20 protein-coding genes are annotated in these 20,349 nt (G+C 66.8%); 14 read left to right on the top strand and 6 right to left on the bottom strand.

Annotated features, from left to right (window positions below; genetic code table 11):
- Positions 1-4 precede the first annotated feature (4 nt).
- Complete coding sequence (gene ubiE / locus WDM94_03090) at positions 5-790, bottom strand: bifunctional demethylmenaquinone methyltransferase/2-methoxy-6-polyprenyl-1,4-benzoquinol methylase UbiE (GenBank protein MEJ0011610.1); 786 nt, start codon at positions 788-790, stop codon at positions 5-7.
- A 97-nt stretch (positions 791-887) separates the two neighbouring features.
- Between ubiE and mutM the strand changes: the two genes are divergently transcribed.
- The 7 genes from mutM to WDM94_03055 all read left to right on the top strand — a co-directional run bounded on the left by mutM (position 888) and on the right by WDM94_03055 (position 7,402).
- On the top strand, positions 888-1,778 hold the full coding sequence (gene mutM, locus WDM94_03085; protein MEJ0011609.1) for a bifunctional DNA-formamidopyrimidine glycosylase/DNA-(apurinic or apyrimidinic site) lyase: 891 nt from the start codon (positions 888-890) through the stop codon (positions 1,776-1,778).
- Positions 1,779-1,791: 13 nt separating this feature from the next.
- Positions 1,792-2,559, top strand: coding sequence for an enoyl-CoA hydratase-related protein (locus tag WDM94_03080; protein ID MEJ0011608.1), 768 nt, complete (start codon positions 1,792-1,794; stop codon positions 2,557-2,559).
- Positions 2,560-2,641: 82 nt separating this feature from the next.
- On the top strand, positions 2,642-2,914 hold the full coding sequence (gene rpsT, locus WDM94_03075) for a 30S ribosomal protein S20 (protein ID MEJ0011607.1): 273 nt from the start codon (positions 2,642-2,644) through the stop codon (positions 2,912-2,914).
- A 710-nt stretch (positions 2,915-3,624) separates the two neighbouring features.
- The gene (locus tag WDM94_03070; GenBank protein ID MEJ0011606.1) at positions 3,625-4,071 is read left to right on the top strand and encodes a rhodanese-like domain-containing protein; all 447 of its coding nucleotides are present in this window, start codon (positions 3,625-3,627) and stop codon (positions 4,069-4,071) included.
- Between the two features lie 131 nt (positions 4,072-4,202).
- Positions 4,203-5,663: a chromosomal replication initiator protein DnaA gene (gene dnaA, locus WDM94_03065; GenBank protein MEJ0011605.1), complete on the top strand. Its 1,461-nt coding sequence runs from the start codon at positions 4,203-4,205 to the stop codon at positions 5,661-5,663.
- A gap of 96 nt (positions 5,664-5,759) precedes the next feature.
- On the top strand, positions 5,760-6,896 hold the full coding sequence (gene dnaN / locus WDM94_03060; protein ID MEJ0011604.1) for a DNA polymerase III subunit beta: 1,137 nt from the start codon (positions 5,760-5,762) through the stop codon (positions 6,894-6,896).
- Complete coding sequence (locus WDM94_03055) at positions 6,893-7,402, top strand: ASCH domain-containing protein (GenBank protein MEJ0011603.1); 510 nt, start codon at positions 6,893-6,895, stop codon at positions 7,400-7,402. Before dnaN ends, WDM94_03055 begins: the two co-directional genes overlap by 4 nt.
- 880 nt (positions 7,403-8,282) lie before the next feature.
- Here WDM94_03055 and WDM94_03050 read toward each other — a convergent pair.
- Positions 8,283-9,146, bottom strand: coding sequence for an AraC family transcriptional regulator (locus WDM94_03050; GenBank protein ID MEJ0011602.1), 864 nt, complete (start codon positions 9,144-9,146; stop codon positions 8,283-8,285).
- Positions 9,147-9,276: 130 nt separating this feature from the next.
- Here WDM94_03050 and WDM94_03045 point away from each other — a divergent pair, with 130 nt between their 5' ends.
- The 3 genes from WDM94_03045 to WDM94_03035 are packed head-to-tail and all read left to right on the top strand — an operon-like array spanning position 9,277 to position 11,833.
- Entirely contained in the window at positions 9,277-9,456 is a 180-nt protein-coding gene (locus WDM94_03045; GenBank protein MEJ0011601.1) for a hypothetical protein, read from the top strand.
- Between the two features lie 14 nt (positions 9,457-9,470).
- A complete protein-coding gene (locus WDM94_03040) occupies positions 9,471-10,715 on the top strand; it encodes a YbiU family protein (GenBank protein MEJ0011600.1) in 1,245 nt (414 codons plus the stop codon).
- Positions 10,716-10,750: 35 nt separating this feature from the next.
- Complete coding sequence (locus WDM94_03035; protein MEJ0011599.1) at positions 10,751-11,833, top strand: D-2-hydroxyacid dehydrogenase; 1,083 nt, start codon at positions 10,751-10,753, stop codon at positions 11,831-11,833.
- A 298-nt stretch (positions 11,834-12,131) separates the two neighbouring features.
- On the opposite strand, the gene WDM94_03030 is transcribed toward WDM94_03035, so the two are convergent.
- Positions 12,132-12,794, bottom strand: coding sequence for a DUF930 domain-containing protein (locus WDM94_03030; protein ID MEJ0011598.1), 663 nt, complete (start codon positions 12,792-12,794; stop codon positions 12,132-12,134).
- 79 nt (positions 12,795-12,873) lie between these two features.
- On the opposite strand from WDM94_03030, the gene recF reads away from it, so the two are divergent.
- The 4 genes from recF (at position 12,874) to WDM94_03010 (ending at position 18,970) form a co-directional block, all read left to right on the top strand.
- Entirely contained in the window at positions 12,874-14,022 is a 1,149-nt protein-coding gene (recF, locus tag WDM94_03025; GenBank protein MEJ0011597.1) for a DNA replication/repair protein RecF, read from the top strand.
- Entirely contained in the window at positions 14,019-15,833 is a 1,815-nt protein-coding gene (gene recQ, locus WDM94_03020; GenBank protein ID MEJ0011596.1) for a DNA helicase RecQ, read from the top strand. Before recF ends, recQ begins: the two co-directional genes overlap by 4 nt.
- 202 nt (positions 15,834-16,035) lie before the next feature.
- On the top strand, positions 16,036-18,459 hold the full coding sequence (gene gyrB / locus WDM94_03015) for a DNA topoisomerase (ATP-hydrolyzing) subunit B (protein MEJ0011595.1): 2,424 nt from the start codon (positions 16,036-16,038) through the stop codon (positions 18,457-18,459).
- Between the two features lie 232 nt (positions 18,460-18,691).
- Positions 18,692-18,970, top strand: a complete 279-nt coding sequence (locus tag WDM94_03010) for a hypothetical protein (GenBank protein ID MEJ0011594.1) — start codon at positions 18,692-18,694, stop codon at positions 18,968-18,970.
- Here WDM94_03010 and WDM94_03005 read toward each other — a convergent pair.
- Genes WDM94_03005 through WDM94_02995 form a run of 3 tightly spaced genes read right to left on the bottom strand, consistent with a single transcriptional unit; the run spans position 18,967 to position 20,339 of the window.
- Entirely contained in the window at positions 18,967-19,515 is a 549-nt protein-coding gene (locus WDM94_03005) for a dihydrofolate reductase family protein (protein MEJ0011593.1), read from the bottom strand. The two genes, WDM94_03010 and WDM94_03005, sit on opposite strands and share 4 nt — an antisense overlap.
- Positions 19,516-19,527: 12 nt before the next feature.
- On the bottom strand, positions 19,528-19,992 hold the full coding sequence (locus WDM94_03000; protein MEJ0011592.1) for an SRPBCC family protein: 465 nt from the start codon (positions 19,990-19,992) through the stop codon (positions 19,528-19,530).
- Complete coding sequence (locus WDM94_02995) at positions 19,989-20,339, bottom strand: metalloregulator ArsR/SmtB family transcription factor (protein MEJ0011591.1); 351 nt, start codon at positions 20,337-20,339, stop codon at positions 19,989-19,991. The genes WDM94_03000 and WDM94_02995 overlap by 4 nt, the downstream gene beginning before the upstream one ends.
- Between the last annotated feature and the right edge of the window lie 10 nt (positions 20,340-20,349).

Genomic DNA, 20,349 nt, shown 5'->3' with positions numbered 1-20,349 from the left:
GCGGCTAAATCTTCCACCCGGAATGCATCGCGGCGATGCCGCCGGAAAGATTGCGGTGGGTGACGCGCTTGAAGCCGGCGGCCTCGATCATGGCGGCGAAGCGCGCCTGGTTGGGGAACTTGCGGATCGATTCGACGAGGTACTGATAGGGCTGCGGGTCGCCCAGCACCCATTCGCCCATCTTCGGTATGACGTTGAAGGAATAGAGCTCGTAGATCTTGTCGAGCACCGCGACATCGACGGCGGAGAATTCCAGGCACAGGAATCGCCCGCCCGGCTTCAGCACGCGGTGCGCCTCCGACAATGCCCTGTCGATGCGCGGCACATTGCGGATGCCGAAGGCGATGGTGACGGCGTCATATATGCCGTTGCCGAAGGGCAGCGCCTCGGCGTTGGCCTCAACGAAGGCGACGCGCTCGCCAAGCTTGCGCTCCGCGGCGCGCGTCTCGCCGACGGCGAGCATGTTGGCGTTGATGTCGGCGACCGTGATCGTTGCGCTCGCCGAACGCTCGGCGATGCGGAAGGCGATGTCGCCGGTGCCGCCGGCAACGTCGAGCACGCGGTAGGAATAAGAAGAAGCGCGTGGCGGCGCCAGCCAGGCGACCATCGCGTCCTTCCACAAACGGTGGAGGCCGCCGGACATGAGGTCGTTCATCAGGTCGTAGCGGGCGGCGACCTTGGCGAAGACGTCATCGACCAGCCGCTGCTTGTCGCCGGCCGGCACGTCGCGGAAGCCGAACGAGGCGCGGCCCTCGTCGCCGGTTTCTGCCGCTGCCGGTTTGGTGTTCATCGCGCCTGCCGAGGCTCCTGCCAGATTCGGGGCGGACCATAGCCCATGCCACTTCTAGCAGCTATCGTCGTCCCGCCTTGCCAAAGGGTTAGCCCCGATGCCGGAACTGCCCGAAGTCGAAACCGTCCGCCGCGGCCTTGCTCCGGCGATGGAGGGCGCGACGATCCTCGAGGTCGAGCAGCGGCGGGCCGATCTCCGCGTCCCCTTCCCGCGCAGTTTCGCCAAGCGGCTGACCGGCCGGAAGGTCGTCTCGGTCGGCCGTCGCGCCAAATATCTGGTGCTCGATCTAGACGACGGCGCGGCGCTGGTCATGCATCTCGGCATGTCGGGCTCGTTCCGCATCGAGGAGCCCGGCGGCAAGGTGCGCTCGACCGCCGATCCCTACCATCCGCGCTCCAAGCTCAGCGCCCACGACCATGTCGTTTTCCATATGTCGGGGCTGGGGAAGAAGCCCGGCGTCACCATCGTCTTCAACGATCCGCGCCGCTTCGGGCTGATGGATTTATTGCCGCGTGCCGATCTCGCGGGTTCGAAGCACTTCAAGGCAATGGGCATCGAGCCGCTCGGCAACGAACTCGACGGCGCCTTCATCGCGACATTGTTCAAGGGGCGGAAGGCACCGCTGAAGGCGGCGCTGATGGACCAGCGGCTGATCGCCGGCCTCGGCAATATATATGTGTGCGAGGCGCTGTGGCGGGCGCGGCTGTCGCCCGACCGCAAGGCCGGCACGCTGGCGACGAAACAGGGCAAGCCGAAAGCCGACGCATTGGCGCTCGCCATCCGCGAGGTGCTGGAGGCCGCGATCAAGGCCGGCGGCTCGTCGCTCCGCGATCATATCCAGACCAGCGGCGAGCTCGGCGATTTCCAGCACACGTTCGCGGTTTACGACCGCGAGGGCGAACCCTGCCCGCGCAAGGACGGCGGCACCATCCGCCGCAAAGTCCACTCCGGCCGCTCGACCTTCTATTGCCCGGTCTGCCAGCGCTGATAATAGAGACGAGATGGCAGAGTTTATCATCAGCGAAACCCACGGCCGCGTCGGCGTGGTCATTCTCAACCGGCCGCAGGCGCTGAATGCGCTGAATACGGCGATGATCGTCGAGATCGGCGCCGCAGTCGCGGCGCACGACGCGGATGACGGCGTCGGCGCGATCGTCATCACCGGCTCCGACCGCGCCTTCGCGGCGGGGGCAGATATAAAAGAGATGGCCGACCCGGCGTTCGCCTCGACGTATTTCGCCAAGCACGCCGGCGCGATCGAGAAGATCTCGGCGCGGAAGCCGATCATCGCGGCGGTCGCCGGCTTCGCGCTCGGCGGCGGCTGCGAGCTGGCGCTGCTCGCCGACATCGTCATCGCCGCCGACAACGCCAAGTTCGGCCAACCGGAGATCACGCTCGGCATTATCCCCGGCATGGGCGGAACGCAGCGCTTGCCGCGCGCGGTCGGCAAGGCGAAGGCGCTGGAGATGATCCTCACCGGCCGCACGATCGACGCGGCCGAGGCGGAACGCGCCGGCCTCGTCGCCGCGGTCGTGCCGCCGGCCGAGCTGATGGCGACGGCGCTCGCGGTTGCGGCCAAGATCGCGTCGTACTCGCTGCCGGCGGTGATCGCCGCGAAGGCCGCGGTGACGCAATCGGCGGCGCGGCCGCTCGCCGAGGGCGTCGTGCTGGAACAGCGGCTGTTCCACGCGCTTTTCTCGGGCGACGACCAGAAGGAAGGCATGGCCGCCTTCATCGCCAAGCGCAGCCCGACCTTCCGCAATCGCTAGGGCGGCGGGAGCGTTGACGGCCCCGGCCCGTCCGCCTATAAGCACCGCCAATTCCAGCCTTTCCGTGAGAGCAAGCCAAGCAATGGCCAATACTACGTCCGCCAAGAAAGCCGCGCGCAAGATCGCGCGCCGCGCCGTCTCCAACGGCAACCGCGTTTCCCGCGTCCGCTCGTATGTGCGCAAGGTCGATGAGGCGCTCGCCTCGGGCGACAAGGCGGCGGCGGAAGCCGCGCTGAAGGCAGCGCAGCCCGAGCTGATGCGTGCCGCATCGAAGGGCGTCATCGGCAAGAAGACGGCATCGCGCAAAGTCTCGCGCCTCGCCAAGCGCGTGAAGCTGGTCGGCGCCGCGAAGTAAGCGCGCGATCGTTTCGCCTCCGACTTTTTTCTGCTCATCGAATATGCAGGCCCGGCAAATTTGCCGGGCCTTTTTCGTTCGGCGTCTAATGCCCGAACACGAGTCGCCCTGCGGCTTTCAGCGGGGCTGAAGACTCGCTCGCGCCTCTCATCCAAACTTCATTTGATTCAATGCGATGACGGCAAGTACGCTGGTGCGCACGGCGTGCGGCCGGATTCGCCGACGCCCGATCGCGCGCGCCAGAAAAAAATTTAGGCCGCTTTCCTTCGTCGCCGAGTCGCGCGGTCGAGAAAATGAAGCCGTGACTCCGCAACGACTTATCCACTGACTGCCCACAGGCCGAGGCGTTGAATCCGGCGCGGTCAAGTGGCGACGTGCGCCGACGTGGTTAGCGAGAGGTTGCGCGGGGGAGAGTCACTGTCTAGCTTTTCTCGCGTGGGGCCGAGAGACGCCGAGGCAAATGGCGCGAGGGCACCACAACAGGTGTGGCTGGTCAGGGCGCGCGGACGACTCGAACGATGAGTCTCTCGCGGGTCCGGCTTCTAGATGCGGACTAATCTTGCTGTGACTGCGTCGCTCCGCGTTTTTGCGGAAGGCGAACCTATTCCCTTAAGGCACAACACTTAGGGGCACGGGGCACATCTTTCATTGCGTTTTGATTGCGACGCGTCATCCGCGGCGGGCGGAGTGGTGCGCGCGAGGGGCCAACTATGTCTGAAAATCAAACCGGCGGTTACGCCGGCGACGTCAGCGTTCGTGAAGCCTGGGACAATCTCGCGAAGTCCGCGACGGCGACTCTCGTCGACGTGCGGACCGCCGCCGAGTGGGCCTACGTCGGCGTGCCCGTGCTGTCGTCGATCGGCAAAGCAACGGTACTGGTCGAGTGGGACGAGTTCCCGTCCGGCCAGCTGGTTCCCGATTTCATCGGCCGCCTCAGGGCCGAGCTCGACAAGCTCGGCATCGACAAGGAGGCGCCGCTCTACTTCCTGTGCCGCTCGGGAAACCGCAGCCGCCATGCCGCCGTTCAGGCGACGGCGGCGGGCTACCGGCGCGCATTCAACATCGCCCACGGCTTCGAGGGACGGCTCGGCCCCGATCGCCACCGCGGCAGCAAAGAAAGCTGGAAAGGAGAAGGCCTCCCATGGGTGCAGTCGTGAAGCGGGCGGCGGAGCCTGACGACGACACAATCGAAGAGAAGATGACGGGGCACGAGGACCTCACGGTCCTCAACGAGACACTCGACGCACGCGCGGCACGCGGCGGGACGCATAACGAGGAGGCACAGGGCATGGGCGAAGCGGCAGCGACGGCGACAGAACGGCCGAACGCGGAACAGTGGCAGCGCGTGAAAGCGCGCCTGAAGACGGAACTCGGCGAGGACGTCTTCTCCTCCTGGTTCGGCCGTGTCGATTTCGAGGAGGCCGACGTCAGCTCCGTCTATCTCTCCGTCCCGACGCGCTTCCTCAAGTCGTGGATCGCATCGCACTACAGCGAGCGGCTGCTCGCGTTGTGGAACAACGAGCGCAAGGGCATTGCGCGCATTGAGCTCATCGTGCGCGGCGCCATGCGTTTCAAGAATCCGCCGATCGTCGAAAAGAACGAGGCACCGGTCAACAACGTCCAGCCGATCTCGCTGCCGACCGCGCAGTTCGCGCGCCGCAATATCGAGATGGGCGTCGAAGGTGCGCTTAACGGAGGCCTCGGCGGCTCGCCGGTAGATCCGCGCTACACCTTCGACACGTTCTGCGAAGGCGCCGCCAACCGCGTCGCGTTCGCGGCGGCGAAGGCGGTGGCCGAGTCGCTCGGCGGCAAGTCGACGCCCTACAATCCGCTTTACATTCACGCGGGCGTCGGGCGCGGCAAGACGCACCTGCTCCACGCCATCACGCGGGCGGCGCGCCAGGCGCAACCGGGGCGCAACGTCGTCTACCTCACGGCGGAGCACTTCATGTTCCGCTTCGTCGCGGCGCTGCGTTCGCACTCGGCCATCCCGTTCAAGGAGGCGCTACGCGAGATCGACCTCCTGCTCATCGACGACATGCAGTTCCTGCAGGGCAAGTCGGTGCAGCAGGAATTCTGCCACATGCTCAACCAGCTCATCGACGGCGCCCGCCAGGTGGTGGTCGCCGCCGACCGGCCGCCGGCGGAACTCGAGACGCTCGACGAACGCGTCCGCTCGCGGCTGCGCGGTGGCGTCGCCTTCGAGATCGGGGCGCCCGACCAGCAGCTTCGCCGCGACATCCTCAAGGCGCGGTACGTGGTGGCGAGCGCGCAGAACCCGGGCCTCGACATTCCGGACACCATCCTGGAATACGTGGCGCAGTCGGTGGTCTCCAACGGCCGCGATCTCGAGGGGGCGCTCAACCGCCTCGTCGCCCAGTGGCAGTTCACCCGTCAGCCGGTGACCCTGGTTTCGGCCGAGATCACGCTTCGCGATCTGGTCGGAGCACGGGAACCGCGGCGCGTCCGCATCGAGGACATCCAGCGTGTCGTCTCGCGACACTACAACGTGTCGAAGGCCGACCTGCTGTCGGCCCGGCGTACCCGCACCATCGTGCGGCCGCGCCAGATCGCGATGTACCTCGCCAAGATCCTGACGCCGCGCTCGCTGCCCGAGATCGGCCGCCGCTTCGGCGGGCGCGATCACACCACGGTGCTGCACGCGGTGCGCAAGATCGAGGGCCTGATCGAGGGCGACAAGGGCCTGGCAGACGAGATCGAGCTGCTCAAGCGGATGATCGACGAATAGCCGAATAACAGTTGCCGGCTTGCGCCGGGCGGGCCAATCTGCCCGCCCGGTTTTTTCGAAACCGATCCATTTGTCCTTGTTGAGTAAGGGTTTCCCATGCGCGCGACCGTCGAGCGATCGCACCTCCTCCGTTCCCTCTCCCACGTCCACCGCGTGGTCGAGCGGCGGAACACCATCCCGATCCTGTCGAACGTGCTGATCCGCGCCGAGGGCGGGCGCATGACGCTGAAGGCGACCGACCTCGACCTCGAGGTGACCGAGACGGTCGCGGCGGACGTCGGCCAGGGCGGCGCCACCACCGTGCCGGCGCACATCCTGCACGACATCGTGCGCAAGCTGCCCGACGGCGCCGAGGTTTCGCTCGACACAGGCGACGGCCAGCAACTGTCGCTGAAGTCGGGCCGCTCGCGCTTCACATTGCAGATTTTGCCCGAGGCGGATTTCCCGGACCTCACCACCGGCGAATTCCCGACGCGCTTCCAGTTGCCGGCCGGCACGCTGAAGAAGCTGATCGACCGGACGCAGTTCGCGATCTCGACCGAGGAGACGCGCTACTACCTCAACGGTATCTACCTGCACGCCGTCACCGTCGGAAAGAAGCCGATGCTGCGCGCCGTCGCCACCGACGGCCACCGCCTGGCGCAGGCGCAATTCGATGCGCCGGCCGGCTCCGAGAAGATGACCGGCGTGATCGTGCCGCGGAAAGCCGTCGGTGAAATCCAGAAGCTGGTCGAGACCGGCGGCGACACGCCGGTCGACATCGAAATCTCCGACACGAAGATCCGCGTCACCATTCCGGCGTCGGCCGGCGCCAGCGACGTCGTGCTGACATCGAAGCTGATCGACGGAACCTTCCCCGACTACGCGCGCGTCATCCCGCAGAACAACGAGAAGATCCTGAAGGTCGATCGCGGCGCGTTCGCCGACGCGGTCGATCGCGTCTCGACCATCTCGTCGGAGCGCGGCCGCGCCGTGAAGGTGGCGCTCGCCGACGGCAAGATGACGCTGTCGGTCAACAATCCGGATTCGGGCAGCGCCACCGAGGAAGTCGCGGTCGATTACGAAGGCGACGACATCGAGATCGGTTTTAATTCTCGCTATCTGCTTGATGTTGCAGGGCAACTGGAAACCAAGACGGCCGAGTTCCGGCTCGCCGATCCGGGTTCGCCGACGCTCATCCTCGACGATGGCGCGGCCGACGCGCTCTACGTCCTGATGCCGATGCGGGTGTGACCTTCACCCCGGTCAAGACCGACGCCACCGACGATTTCTTCCGCGCCTTCAAGGCGGACGCGAAGGTCGATGCGGCCGACTACGCGGTCGTCGGCTTCGGCGATAGCGAGAAGATGGCCGACGATCTTCTCGAGCTGGTGCTGCACGGCATCAAGCGCGCCACCGCGACGCTCGCGCGAACTTTCACCGACGATGGCGCAGCGTTGCCGAAGGTCGGCGACTACGCGGTGGTCGTCGATGGCCGCAACAAGCCGCGCTGCGTGATGCGGACTACCGAGGTGACGGTGAAGCCGCTCGCCGCGGTCGACGAAGCCTTCGCGTTCGACGAGGGCGAAGGCGACCGCACACGCGAAACGTGGCTCCGCGATCACCGTGAGCATTTCTCGCGCGAGGCAGCGGCGCAGGGTTTCGCTTTCAGCGACGACATCGAGACGGTGTTCGCGCGCTTCGTCATCGTCTGGCCACGGCTGTTCGCCGACGACTGGAAGGGACCGCGGCTGCAGTAGGGCCAGCTTCCGCGGCCGCGGGGAGGAGACACACCCCTCCCCAAACGGCCTTCGGCCGTTTGGCCCTCCCACAAGGGGAGGGTTCATCCTTGTTGGAACGCTGCGCTCCAACAAACTCCGCTTGAGCCCTCCCCTTGTGGGAGGGCCAAAACCGCAAAGCGGTTTTGGGGAGGGGTGTCTCTCCACGAGTCCGACCGCATGTTGGTCCCGAGGCAGAGATGACGCCGATGGCTAGGCACCTGTCTCCGCGAAAATAAGTTATCCCGCGACCCAAACCTCCCTGACAATGCACCCATCCCCGCTCACCCGAGGGCGCAACTCGAGGCGTCGTGGTGCGGAGCGGGGATGCGGTTCCCTGCCGGCTGGTTACGCAACCGGGTCGCGGGGCGAAGCGTGGCTGGTCCGTCGGCACTACGACCGTCCGCCCACCTCGGGCTTGAGTTCGTCGCGTTGAGGCCCCGCCGGCACGCCGGAGAGGCGCTTCCCCAAAGCTACGTCGGGGAGCTAGCCGCGAACGGACCGAAGTGCCGGCCGGCTTCGACAACGGCCGCGGCGGGCGCCCGGAAGGCGCCCACAAAACGCGGACTACCCGCTCGGCACCAGCCGGGCGCCCGCCACCCTCGGACGTGCCGGGGGAGAGAAAAGGAAGGATCAAGACTCGGGCGCCGACGCGTCGCGGGAAGGAGAAGGTGTGCGCATTCTCACCTCCCCACCACTGTCATCCTTCGGCGGCGCGGAGCGCCGACCGGAGGACCAGCCACAGCAAACGTCTGTCATCGAAGTAAGCCGCGCGTGGTCCTCCGGTCGAGGCCTGCGGCCTCGCCGAAGGATGACAGTCGTGGGAGGAGAGGAAGCGGAGCCTAGGTGAAAAGGAGAATGACTATCTTGCAAAACTCCGCCGAAATTCCCGCGGCGTCTTCCCCTTCAGGGCGCGGAACTGCCGGTTGAAATTCGCCAGACTGGGATACCCGACCTCGTCGGCGACGTGGGCAATCGGCCGCTCCGAATTGACCAGCAGCGCGCACGCCTGGCCGATGCGCAGCTCGGCGACGTAATCGCTGACGGTGAGCCGAGTGTGCCGGCGGAACAGACGATGGAAACCAGACACCGACAGCGCTGCGACATCGGCGAGATCGTCGATGGAAATCTTCTCGCGATAGTGCGCGTGAATATGATCGAGCACGCGCTCGACGCGATCCTGATCCGGCGAGGCGACCTTGCGGCGGTCGGCGGCGGTGCCGGCAATCGGCGCCGCATCTGCATCGGTCGCGAGCAGCGCCAGAATCTCCATCAGCCGCAGCAGACGATCGGCCGGCGCGCGCTCCGGTATTGCCTCGATGATCGGCCGCGCCTTCGCCGCCGCCGCACGCGAGAAGACGACGCCGCGGCCGGCGCGCGCCAGCAGCGGAGCGACGTTGCGCATCTCGGCGAGCGACGTCGTGATGCTCTCCGCCCACGCTTCGGTGAACCACATGACCAGCGCGTGGTGCGGCCGCCTCGTGTCGATCTTCTCCGCCGAGTTCCAGGTGTGCGGCAGGTTGGGCCCGAGCAGCACAAGGTCGCCGTCGTCGTAGCTCGCGATCGAGTCGCCGATGTAGCGCTGGCCGCGCGAGTTCAGCGTCAGCGTCAGCTCGAACTCGGGATGGTAGTGCCACTGAAAGGGAATGCCGTCGTCGAGCTTGCGGTTGAGCAGGCTCCACGAGGCGCCTTCCGGGACGGTCACCTTCTCGAAAAGCGGGCGCATCTGATGCTCGACGTTCGTCTGGTATGGCCACAGACGCCATTCCGGTATCAGTTTTTGCCGCTTTGCGCCAACACCGCCTGCCGTGCCGCCGGTATCAATGCGCTGACGACGCGGTCCTTGGGAGGGACGTATGCTCAAGCCATCGACGAACGATGCGGAGTGCGGCGGGCCGAAGTTCGACGCGCCGGGCGTGCTCAGCGCCAGGTGCATCGCGTGCGGCAAGTGCGATGCGGTGCAGAAGCTGCTGCGCGAGCTGGTGCCGGCGCAGATGAAAAACGAAACGATACGGACCGCAAACGCGGCGCGATAGGGGAGGACAATCCGATGATGGGCGCAGAGACCAAGACCGAATTCGACGTCAGCGATCAGATCGTCGCGTTCAAGCGCAAGATGAAGCCGCGCCACGACGTCTTGAAGCGCGCTTACGACGACGTGCGCGGCTACGTCATGAAGGCGGCCGACAAGATCCGCAGCGACAACGCCGCCGGCCGCTCGACCATCCCCGAGCTCAACTATCGCGACATCAAGGACGGAAAAATTTCCGACGCGACGAAGAAGGCGATCCGCCTTTCCGGTTGCGCCATCGTGCGCGGCGTTTTCCCGGCGTCGCAGGCGACCGACTGGTTCAACGACGTCGGCCGCTACCTCGAAGAGAACGAGTACGAGAAGAAGGAAGTCGAGAAGCGCGCGCTCGACAAATATTTCTCGCAGCTCAAGGCCGGCAAGCCGCAGATCTTCAACGTCTACTGGTCGAAGCCGCAGGTGCTGGCGCGCCAGGATGCGAAGCTGGCCGAGACCCGCTCGTTCCTCGACCGCCTGTGGACCAACTACGAGGGCATCTTCAATCCCGACATGCAGGTTGCCTACGCCGACCGCGTGCGGCGCCGCCAGCCGGGCGACAAGACGCTCGGCCTGTCGCCGCACATGGATGCCGGCACGGTCGAGCGCTGGATCGACCCGGGCTACCAGTCGGTCTACGAGAAGGTCTTCGTCGGCGACTGGCGCGGCTACGATCCCTTCGACGCGCGCCATCGCCTTGAGACGCGCGAGATCCCTTCGCCCGCCGTCGCCTCCGTCTTCCGCACCTACCAGGGCTGGACGGCGCTGACGCAGCAGGGGCCGAAGGACGGCACGCTGCGCGTCATCCCGATCGCGGAGGGCATATCGTACGTGCTGCTCCGCGCGATGCAGGACGACGTGCCGGAGAACGAACTCTGCGGCGCCGCGCCCGGCCGTGCGCTGGGTGTCAGGCCCGAGTGGCACGCCGACATGATGGCGGGCACCGTCTCGATCCCGGAGGTGATGCCGGGCGACACGGTGTGGTGGCACACCGACATCTGCCACTCGGTCGCCGACGAGCACGCCGGCAAGGAATATGCCTCGGTCATCTACATCGGCTCGGCGCCGGACTGCACAAAGAACCGCGCCTACCTGCCCGGGCAGAAGGCCGCGTTCCTGGCCGGCAAGACGCCGCCCGATTTCGCCCCCATGAACTTCGAGGTTGACTTCAAGGGCCGTGCAACCGAGGCGGACCTGACGGAGCTTGGCCGCAAGCAGATGGGGTTCTAGGCCTCAGTTCCGTTTCCTGCCACGATGGGCGAGACTTGGCGCGGACCGGCGGTTACCGTGTGTCGCCTGCCGGCCGCGATGGCACCGGAACTGATGATAGCCGAATGACGGAAGCAGGATCGCCTTTTCGCATGATGGTCAGCGAGGCCGTCGCCCGCGAACATGGTTCGCGCATTCAGGCCATCGGCCGCGAGCGGGGGAGGCAGATTGACCTGCTGCCGTTTCCGCACGTGCAGGATCTCGATTTCGAGGCGGCTTTCCTGTCGAAGGATCTCTACGGCGATCCGCGGCCCGGTGCGCTCACCGAACTTGCCCGGGCGACCTATGACCATCTCCTGGCCGCCGGCGCCATGAAATGGCTGCAGATTGCACCGGCCGGCCTCGACATGCTGCCCGTGTGCCGGCCGCTGCTCAACCGCGGCGTCCGCCTGACGACGTCCTCCGGCGCGCTGGCCGAGCCGATCGCGGTGAGTGCCATCGGCGGATTGATCGCGATCGCGCGCGGCTTTCCGAGATGGATTGCCGCTCAGGCGCGCCGGGAATGGTCGCCAACCCCGGAACGGGAATGGCCCGCCGACGTGAACGGCCAGACTGCCGTGGTCATCGGCATGGGTCCGATCGGTCTTGAGATCGCAAGGCTTGGCGAGGCCCTGGGGTTGAACGTCATCGCTATCAGGAAGGACGCTAGTCGCCTGCCGCCGCATTGTTCGGAGGTGCACGGTCTGTCGGCGTTGCCGGCGCTGGCGCCGCGCGCCAACTGGCTCGTCGTCGCCTGTCCGCTAAACGACGAGACTCGCGGCTGCGTCAGCCGCGCGGTGATCGCGTCGCTGCCGCCGCGCGCCGGCGTCGTCAACATCGCGCGCGGCGCGGTGATCGACGAACCGGCGCTGATCGAGGCGCTGCAGAGCGGGCACCTTTGCGGCGCTTATCTCGACGCGTTCGCGCGCGAGCCGCTGCCCGCCGATTCGCCTCTGTGGGCGATGCCCAACGTGATCGTCTCGGCGCATACCAGCGGCGCCTCGCTTGGCAACGACGGCCGCCGCATGAAGATATTCTTCGACAACGTCGCCGCGTACATCGACGGCCGGCCTATGCGAAACGAAATCCAGGCCGCGTAGATCTCGGGCGCGCGACGTGTCGGCAAGGCAAGGCGGTCGCTTCGCGGTGGCGAGACCGGAAAAGAAGAAGGGCCGCCCCGGCTTCAGCCCGGGCGGCCCTTCCATTGTCAGCCGCGAATGACGCGGGCCCTAAAACCGGCCCATCACAATCCTAGACGGAGCACACTCCGCAGGTTGCGATGATCCACTCAAAGGTCGCCGGCGTCCGCGGCGTGAGACAATGAGACACTGGATCACCTCCTTCCGTTCGTTGATGGGAATCGAAATATGGAATGAGATTCGCCGATCCGCAAGCGGCTCATTTCGCGGTTGGCAGATTGTGCGCGTCCCACTGGTCGTGCGGGATCGTGTCGCCGACCTTGAAGGCGAAGGAGACGACGCTGGCGTGATCGGCGGAGAGGCCGCAGTCGAAGTGCATCGTGTACCACTGCCCGCCCGAGAGAAACGCGGCGCCATCGGCGCGAATGCTGTCGCCGGCGATGGCGAGGTCGGCCATGGCGTAGGCGACGATACGCTCGGGCTCGAACGACGGCTTCCAGGCGTGGACCTGCTCCATGGCTTCCAGATCGCAGAGCTGGACGCTCTGCTCGCCCGGGTCGAAGCGCGGCATCATGGCGCGGGCCTGGCGGCTCTTCGCGTCGGCCATCGCAGCGGCAGAGAGCATGGCGGTCGGTCGGATCATGCCGGGCTCGGTGCTCGCGCTGCCGGGCGGCGCGTTCGTCTCGGTCGCCGTGCCGGTGCCGCGGGTCGCGGCGTCGTATTGCTCGGGCGAGAGCAGCTCGACCGGGATGTTGACCTCGGGCGCCGGTATAGAGGCGCCGCGCCAGATCATCGCCACCGCCAGCACCAGCGTATGGACCAGCAGCGAGGCGGCGATAGTCCACGTAACGGCATCGCGCCGGCCCTGCCCTTCCGGCAAGGCCGCGCCGCCTTCCACCGCCAACACGGGAACGATCGCCAACCCCACACCCTCCGGCCCCCAAAACAAGCCAAGGGAATGGGGCCAAATCGCGGATGGGATAATCTATAACGCGGGGACGATGTCCGATTCCGTCCCCACCGCGCTTCGTTCGCTTAAGCTTACCGGCTTCCGCAACTACGCCACGCTGACCCTGCCGCTCGACGGCCGCTCGGTCGTGCTGACGGGGCCGAACGGCGCCGGCAAGACCAACCTGCTCGAGGCGGTGTCGTTTCTGGCGCCCGGCCGCGGCTTGCGCCGCGCTAACCTCGAGGAGGTGGCGCGCCGGCCGGGCGATGGGGCGTGGGCGGTTGCGGTCACAGTTGAGAACACGTCGGGATTTGTCGATATCGGCACCGGCATCGCGCTGGGCGCCGAGGGGCCGGAGACGCGGCGTTCCGTGCGGGTCAATCGCGCCGCTGCCCGCTCGACCGATGCGCTGATCGAGCATCTGCGCGTGCTGTGGCTGACGCCGGCGATGGATGGCCTGTTCACCGGTCCGGCCGCGGACCGGCGCCATTTCCTCGACCGCGCCGTGCTCGCCATCGACAAGGGGCACGGCACGCGCGTCAACGCGTTCGAGAAGGCGATGCGCGGGCGGAACCGCCTGCTGGTCGATAGTGGTCCGGACCGCAACGGCGAGTGGCTCGACGCGATCGAAACAGAGATGGCGGAACTCGGCGTCGCCATCGCAGCGGCAAGGCGCGAATGGGCGAGCCTCATCGCCGGGCTGATTGCGGCGGCCGACCGCGACTCGCCCTTCCCGTGGGCGGAGATCCAGCTCGAGGGAACGCTGGAGCACGAACTCGACGGCAACTCGGCGAGCACGGTCGAGGGCCTCTACGCGTCGGAGCTCGCGGGTGAGCGGCCGGTCGACGCCGCTGCCGGCCGCACTCTCCGCGGGCCGCATCGTTCCGACCTTCGCGTCCGCCACGGGCGGAAGCAGGTGGCAGCGGAGACGTGTTCGACCGGCGAGCAGAAGGCGCTGCTGATCGGGCTGACGCTTGCCGAGGCTCGCCTCACGGCGCAACTCACCGGCGAGACGCCGATCGTGCTGCTTGACGAAATCGCGGCGCATCTCGACGAGGTGCGGCGCGCGGCGCTGTTCGCCGTGCTCGACGATCTCGCCTGCCAGGCGTTCATGACCGGCACCGACGCCAATGTCTTCGCACCGCTCGGCGAGCGTGCCGAACGCTTCACGGTTCGCGAAGCAACGGTAACGCCAGCATGAGCGGCGACATGAAACGGGCGGCGGCGACGCTGAAGAGCGTGTTCGGCTACGACGCCTTCCGCCCCGGCCAGGCGGAGATCATCGAGGCGGTGCTCGCCGGCCGCGACGTGCTGGCCGTGATGCCGACGGGCTCGGGCAAGTCGCTGTGCTACCAGCTTCCCGCGATCCTCGACGGCGGGCTTACCGTCGTCGTGTCGCCCCTGATCGCGCTGATGCGCGACCAGGTCGGGCAGATGGCGAGCCTCGGCGTCGAGGCGGCAACGCTCAACTCGCACAACGATCCGCGCGACACCGATGCGGCGTGGGACCGGCTCGAGAATGGCACGCTGCGGCTTTTGTTCGTCTCGCCCGAGCGGCTGGCGATCGGCGGCTTCGCGGAGCGCCTGGCGCGCGCCGGGGCGCGGCGGCTGGCGATCGACGAGGCGCACTGCGTCTCGCAGTGGGGCCACGATTTCCGCCCGGAATACCGGACGCTCGCCGCCGCGAAGAAGGCGCTCGGCCGCCTGCCGACGCTGGCGCTGACCGCCACCGCGGACGACGCGACGCGCGCCGACATCGCGGCGCAACTGTTCGACAAGCCGCCGCTGTCGTTCCTGCATTCGTTCGACCGGCCGAACATCGATCTCCGCTTCGCCGCCAAGGATCGGCCGCGCGAGCAGATCGCCGATTTCATCGCCGGCCGCAAAGGCCAGAGCGGCATCGTCTACACCGCCTCGCGGGCCAAGGCGGAGAGCCTCGCCGCAAGTTTCGCCAAGCAGGGCCACCGCGCCCTGCCCTATCACGCGGGGCTCGATCAGTCGGTGCGCTCCGAAAACCAGGACGCGTTCCTGACCGAGGACGGCATCGTAATGGTCGCGACCGTCGCGTTCGGCATGGGCATCAACAAGCCGGACGTGCGCTATGTCGTGCACGCCGACATGCCGGGCGGCATCGAGGCCTACTACCAGGAGATCGGCCGCGCCGGGCGCGACGGGCTGCCGGCCGAGACGCTGACGCTCTACGGCGCCGAAGACATGGCGCTTCGCCGCCGGCAGATCGCCGAGAAGGAAATCTCGCCCGAGCAGCGGCGCATCGAGATGAAGCGGCTGTCATCGATGATCGACCTCTGCGAGTCGGCGCTCTGCCGGCGCCAGGCGCTGCTGTCGTATTTCGGCGAGGCCAGCGAGCGCTGCGGGCATTGCGATCTCTGCCGCGGCGAGGCGACCAACTACGACGCAACGATCGACGCGCAGAAGGTGCTGTCGGCGGTGGTGCGCACCGGCGAGCGGTTCGGCGCGGCGCATCTTGCCGACGTGCTCACCGGCGAGGCGACCGACGCGATCCGTCGCCACGGGCACGACTCGCTCAAGACTTTCGGCGTCGGCAAGGAGAAATCGAAGCGTGCCTGGCAGACCGTGGTGCGCCAGCTCTACGCCTCGGGCGCGCTGGCCGAGACGAGCGCCGAGCACGGCGGCTTCCGCATTACCGAGTCCGGCGTTGCGATCCTCAAGGGCAGCGAGAAGGTATCGCTGCGGCTCGTGGTCGAGACGGCGCGGCGGCAGTCGCGGCGCGAGCGCGGCGCGGCTATGGCGGAACTCGATGCGGCCGGCAACGCGCTGTTCGAGCATCTGCGCGCGTTGCGGCTCGAGATCGCGCGCAAGGAAGGCATCGCCGCGTATATGGTTTTTGCCGACCGGACGCTGATCGACATGGCCCGGCTGAGGCCGCGGAACGCCGACGACATGAAGCTCGTGCACGGTGTCGGCGAGGCCAAACTGGCGCGCTACGGAAGCCAGTTTCTGAAGGCGGTTGCCGCCTTTCCGGGCGCCTGAAAATCGGGGTCCAAAAACCCTAGGAATCCTGCCGATTCGGCTTAGCCGATTCGGGGCTAAATTCCTGAAAAACCCTCGAAATTCGGCCCCTTCGATGCTATATAAAACGCAGTGATTCTGGGGTCTGCATTTATCCGCGTTTGGCCCGCTCCGACGGCCCCGAAAACGCTCCCGTATCGAGATGGAATCCGGAATGAATGAGATGAAGCCTATCGCCGAGCGCGAGGCTGAATACGGCGCCGAGTCGATCAAGGTCCTCAAGGGCCTCGATGCCGTGCGCAAGCGGCCGGGCATGTACATCGGCGATACCGACGACGGCTCCGGCCTGCACCACATGGTCTACGAAGTCGTCGATAACGGCATCGACGAGGCGCTGGCCGGCCATGCCGACGCGGTGTCCGTGACGCTCAACTCCGACGGCTCGGTGACGGTGTGGGACAACGGCCGCGGCATCCCGACCGGCATCCACAAGGGCGAAGGCGTATCGGCAGCCGAGGTCATCATGACCCAGCTCCACGCCGGCGGTAAGTTCGACCAAAACTCGTACAAGGTTTCCGGCGGCCTGCATGGCGTCGGCGTCTCCGTCGTCAACGCGCTGTCGTCGAAGCTGACGCTGCGCATCTGGCGCGATGGCCACGTCCACGAGATGACGTTCACGGACGGCGTGCCCGACGCGCCGCTCAAAGTCGTCGGCGAATGGAAGGGGCGGAACGGCACCGAGGTGACCTTCACGCCCTCGCCCGAGACCTTCACGCACATCGAATTCGACTATTCGACGCTGGAGCATCGCCTGCGCGAGCTCGCGTTCCTGAACTCCGGCGTCAAGATCGTGCTGACCGACAAGCGCGGCGTCGAGCCGAAGACCGAGACGATGATGTACGAGGGTGGGCTGCAGGCCTTCGCCAAGTATCTCGACCGCGCCAAGAAGCCGATCATGAGCGCGCCGATCTATTTCCGCGCCGAGAAGGACGGCATCACCGTCGAGGTCGCGATGCAGTGGAACGACTCGTATCACGAGAACGTCCTCTGCTTCACCAACAACATCCCGCAACGCGACGGCGGCACCCATCTCGCCGGCTTCCGCGGCGCGCTGACGCGCCAGGTGACCAGCTACGCCGACAAGCAGGGCTCGACGCGCAAGGAGAAGATCGCGCTCACCGGCGACGATTGCCGCGAGGGCCTGACCGCCGTCCTGTCGGTAAAGGTTCCGGACCCGAAATTTTCCTCGCAGACCAAGGACAAGCTGGTTTCCTCCGAGGTGCGGCCGGTGGTCGAAAACCTCACCAACGATGGCCTCGGCACGTGGTTCGAGGAACACCCGGCGGAAGCGAAGCTGATCGTCGGCAAGGTCATCGAGGCCGCGACCGCACGCGAGGCGGCGCGGAAGGCGCGCGAGCTGACGCGGCGCAAGGGCGCGCTCGACATGGCCTCGCTGCCCGGCAAGCTGGCGGACTGCCAGGAGCGCGACCCGGCCAAGTCGGAACTGTTCATCGTCGAGGGCGACTCGGCCGGCGGCTCCGCCAAGCAGGGGCGCAACCGCGAGAACCAGGCCGTGCTGCCGCTGCGCGGCAAGATCCTCAACGTCGAGCGCGCGCGCTTCGACAAGATGATCTCGTCGGAGCAGATCGGCACACTGATCACCGCGCTCGGCACCAGCGTCGGCACCGACGAGTTCGATCCCGACAAGCTGCGCTATCACAAGATCATCCTGATGACCGACGCCGACGTCGACGGCGCGCACATCAGGACGCTGCTGCTCACCTTTCTCTACCGTCAGATGCGCCCGCTGATCGAGCGCGGCCATGTCTTCATCGCGCAGCCGCCGCTCTACAAGGTCAAGAAGGGCACGTCGGAGTCCTACATCAAGGACGAGCGCGCGCTCGAGGATTACCTGATCTCGACCGGCACGGCGGATTCGATCCTCAAGCTGTCGCGCGGCGACGAGCGCGGCGGGGCGGACCTCGCCGAGATCGTCAACGACGCGCGCGGCTTCGTCGGCGTGCTGAACGGCATCCACTCGCGCTACAACCGCTCGGTCGTCGAGCAGGTGGCGATCGCCGGCGCGCTCAACCCGCCGATCCTTTCCGATACGGCGGCGGCGGATACCGCGGCGGCGTATGTCGCCAAGCGGCTCGATCTGGTTTCCGACGATACCGAGCGGGGCTGGGTCGGCTCCTTCTCGCCCGACACCGGCTTCCGCTTCGAGCGCGAGGTGCGCGGCGTCAAGGAAGTCGCGGTTATCGACCCGGCGCTTCTGGATTCCGCCGACGCCCGCAAGCTCGACCAGTACACGCCGAAGCTCCAGCCGATCTACGGCAAGTTCGCCCGGCTGGTGCGCAAGGACGACGAGACGGTCGTCCACGGCCCGCGCGACCTCTACGCGGCGATCACCGGCGCCGGCCGCAAGGGCCTGTCGCTACAGCGCTACAAGGGGCTGGGCGAGATGAACGCCGAGCAGCTCTGGGAAACCACGCTCGACCCGGAAGCGCGGACGCTCCTGCAGGTGAAGATAAAGGAAGCCGACGACGCGGACGACCTGTTCGGCCGGCTGATGGGCGACGAGGTCGAGCCGCGGCGGGAGTTCATCCAGACCAACGCGCTGAACGTCGCGAATCTGGACGTTTAGGCAGGCGCAGGGCCTCTCCTCCCCTCACTGTCATCCTTCGGCGAGGCTGCAGGCCTCGACCGGAGGACCACTCGCGGCCTATCTCGGCGCGAGATGTGTGCTGAGACTGGTCCTCCGGTCGGCGCTGCGCGCCGCCGAAGGATGACAGCAGAGCGAGGGGTGACGGCGGCGCGACACCGCGCCCTTCCGATTTTTCTTGCGCCCGCGCCCCCTCGCCTCCACATCCATTCCCATGGCGCTGTACAATCTCAATTTCGGCGATCTCGGCTGGCGTGGGCGGCTCGGGGTTACGCTGGTTACCGTCCTTGGCCTCGCGGCGATAACCGCGTTGATCATCGCCTCGGTCGGGCTGTTCCTCATCCTGCTGCCGGTGGCGCTGGTCGCCGTGCTCATCGGGCGCTGGCGGATCAACAAGCTGATGGCGGCGGACGCGGCGCGGCGGAAGGCCAGCGCGCCGCGCGTCATCGACGCGGAATACACCGTCGTCAACGGCGATAAGCGTCAGCCCTAGGCGCGGTCGTAGTTGAGCAGGACGGCGCCCGTGTCGAACGGGCGGGCGCCGGTCAGCTTCCACCTGGTGCGGTCGTGGCCGCCCTGGAAGAGCGGCGTGCCGGCGCCGAGCGTCATCGGATTTACCAGCAGATGAAGGGCATCGACGAGGCCGGCGCGGAGGAACGCGTTGACCAGCGTCGCGCTGCCGAGGATCGTCAGGTCCTTGTCGGTCTCACGGCGCATGGCGGCGACGTCGGCGGCGAGGTCATCGCCGCGCGAGATGGTGACGCGGCCCCAATCGGCGTTCTGCAGCGTCTTCGAGTAGACGAACTTGCGCATAGCGGCGAGCTTCGCCGCTTCCGTCGGGTCAGCGGCAGATGACGTCCAGTAGCCGACCATGAACTCGTAGGTGACGCGGCCATAGATGAAGATGCCGCTCTGCATGTTCGGCTCGATGAAGTGGCGGAACAGATCCGCCGTCGGCTCCGGCGGCACGAATTCGCCGTTCGGCGCGGCGGCGAAGCCGTCGATGCTGATGAGGGACGATACGATGATCTTGCCCATGCTTGCCTCCGCTCAGTTCGCCAGCGAGCGGCCGAGCGCGTCGAGCAGATCCTTGGTGCCCTTCTCGCGGATGCCGGGATCGTCGAAGCCGTCGACATAGACGCCCTGCTCGGTCAGCTTGAGGCGCGTGCCGCTGCCTTCTGGCGTGAACTCGATGGTCGCCAGCGACACGGAGATGCGCTTGCCGTCGATGTCCATGTCGTAGGTGTAGATGATGCGCTGGTCGGGGATGATGTCCTGATAGGTGGCGCGGAACGAGATCACCGGCCCACCCTTCGGGCCGCCGATGCTGGTCTCAAGGCCGCCGACGCGGAAATCCAGCGTCTGCTTCTCGGTGCCCCAGCCGGCATCGGGCGGCGGGCCGAACCATTTCGCCTTGGCCTTGGGATCGGCGAAGGCGTTGAAAACGCGCGCCGGCGCGACGGGATAGACGCGCTCCAGCACGAACGTGGAGTGGGTGGCGGTGCGTTCGGTCATTTTCCTTTTCCCTTCGGTTCGTCTTCGGCAGCGAGGAACTCGCCCAGCCGATCGAGGCGGCGTTCCCACAATTGCCGACGTTCGCTGATCCAGCGTTCGGCCATCTGCAGTCCCTTCGGTTCGAGGCGACAGGTGCGGACGCGGCCGACCTTCTCGCTCTTCACCAGCCCGGATTCCTCCAGCACCGCGAGATGCTGGACGATCGCCGGCAGCGAGATGGCGAACGGCCTGGCGAGGTCGCTCACCGATGCGGGTCCACGCGACAGTCGCTCGACCATCAGGCGGCGCGTCGGCTCGGCGAGGGCGTGGAACATGCGGTCGATCGGCGTCGTCTGATAGTTAAGCATACACTTAACT

The sequence above is a fragment of the Bauldia sp. genome (assembly GCA_037200845.1).
In the GTDB taxonomy this organism is placed as follows: Bacteria; Pseudomonadota; Alphaproteobacteria; order Rhizobiales; family Kaistiaceae; genus DASZQY01.
Note: the sequence above shows the minus strand (reverse complement) of the source record. Positions and strands in the feature narration are given on the sequence as shown.

Excerpts from the sequence above, each read along its gene's own strand:
- ubiE (MEJ0011610.1), bottom strand. The coding sequence starts at position 790 with ATGAACACCAAACCGGCAGCGGCAGAAACCGGCGACGAGGGCCGCGCC.
- mutM (MEJ0011609.1), top strand. The coding sequence starts at position 888 with ATGCCGGAACTGCCCGAAGTCGAAACCGTCCGCCGCGGCCTTGCTCCG.
- WDM94_03080 (MEJ0011608.1), top strand. The coding sequence starts at position 1,792 with ATGGCAGAGTTTATCATCAGCGAAACCCACGGCCGCGTCGGCGTGGTC.
- rpsT (MEJ0011607.1), top strand. The coding sequence starts at position 2,642 with ATGGCCAATACTACGTCCGCCAAGAAAGCCGCGCGCAAGATCGCGCGC.
- WDM94_03070 (MEJ0011606.1), top strand. The coding sequence starts at position 3,625 with ATGTCTGAAAATCAAACCGGCGGTTACGCCGGCGACGTCAGCGTTCGT.
- dnaA (MEJ0011605.1), top strand. The coding sequence starts at position 4,203 with ATGGGCGAAGCGGCAGCGACGGCGACAGAACGGCCGAACGCGGAACAG.
- dnaN (MEJ0011604.1), top strand. The coding sequence starts at position 5,760 with ATGCGCGCGACCGTCGAGCGATCGCACCTCCTCCGTTCCCTCTCCCAC.
- WDM94_03050 (MEJ0011602.1), bottom strand. The coding sequence starts at position 9,146 with ATGCGCCCGCTTTTCGAGAAGGTGACCGTCCCGGAAGGCGCCTCGTGG.
- WDM94_03045 (MEJ0011601.1), top strand. The coding sequence starts at position 9,277 with ATGCTCAAGCCATCGACGAACGATGCGGAGTGCGGCGGGCCGAAGTTC.
- WDM94_03040 (MEJ0011600.1), top strand. The coding sequence starts at position 9,471 with ATGATGGGCGCAGAGACCAAGACCGAATTCGACGTCAGCGATCAGATC.
- recF (MEJ0011597.1), top strand. The coding sequence starts at position 12,874 with ATGTCCGATTCCGTCCCCACCGCGCTTCGTTCGCTTAAGCTTACCGGC.
- recQ (MEJ0011596.1), top strand. The coding sequence starts at position 14,019 with ATGAGCGGCGACATGAAACGGGCGGCGGCGACGCTGAAGAGCGTGTTC.
- gyrB (MEJ0011595.1), top strand. The coding sequence starts at position 16,036 with ATGAAGCCTATCGCCGAGCGCGAGGCTGAATACGGCGCCGAGTCGATC.
- WDM94_03010 (MEJ0011594.1), top strand. The coding sequence starts at position 18,692 with ATGGCGCTGTACAATCTCAATTTCGGCGATCTCGGCTGGCGTGGGCGG.
- WDM94_03005 (MEJ0011593.1), bottom strand. The coding sequence starts at position 19,515 with ATGGGCAAGATCATCGTATCGTCCCTCATCAGCATCGACGGCTTCGCC.
- WDM94_03000 (MEJ0011592.1), bottom strand. The coding sequence starts at position 19,992 with ATGACCGAACGCACCGCCACCCACTCCACGTTCGTGCTGGAGCGCGTC.
- WDM94_02995 (MEJ0011591.1), bottom strand. The coding sequence starts at position 20,339 with ATGCTTAACTATCAGACGACGCCGATCGACCGCATGTTCCACGCCCTC.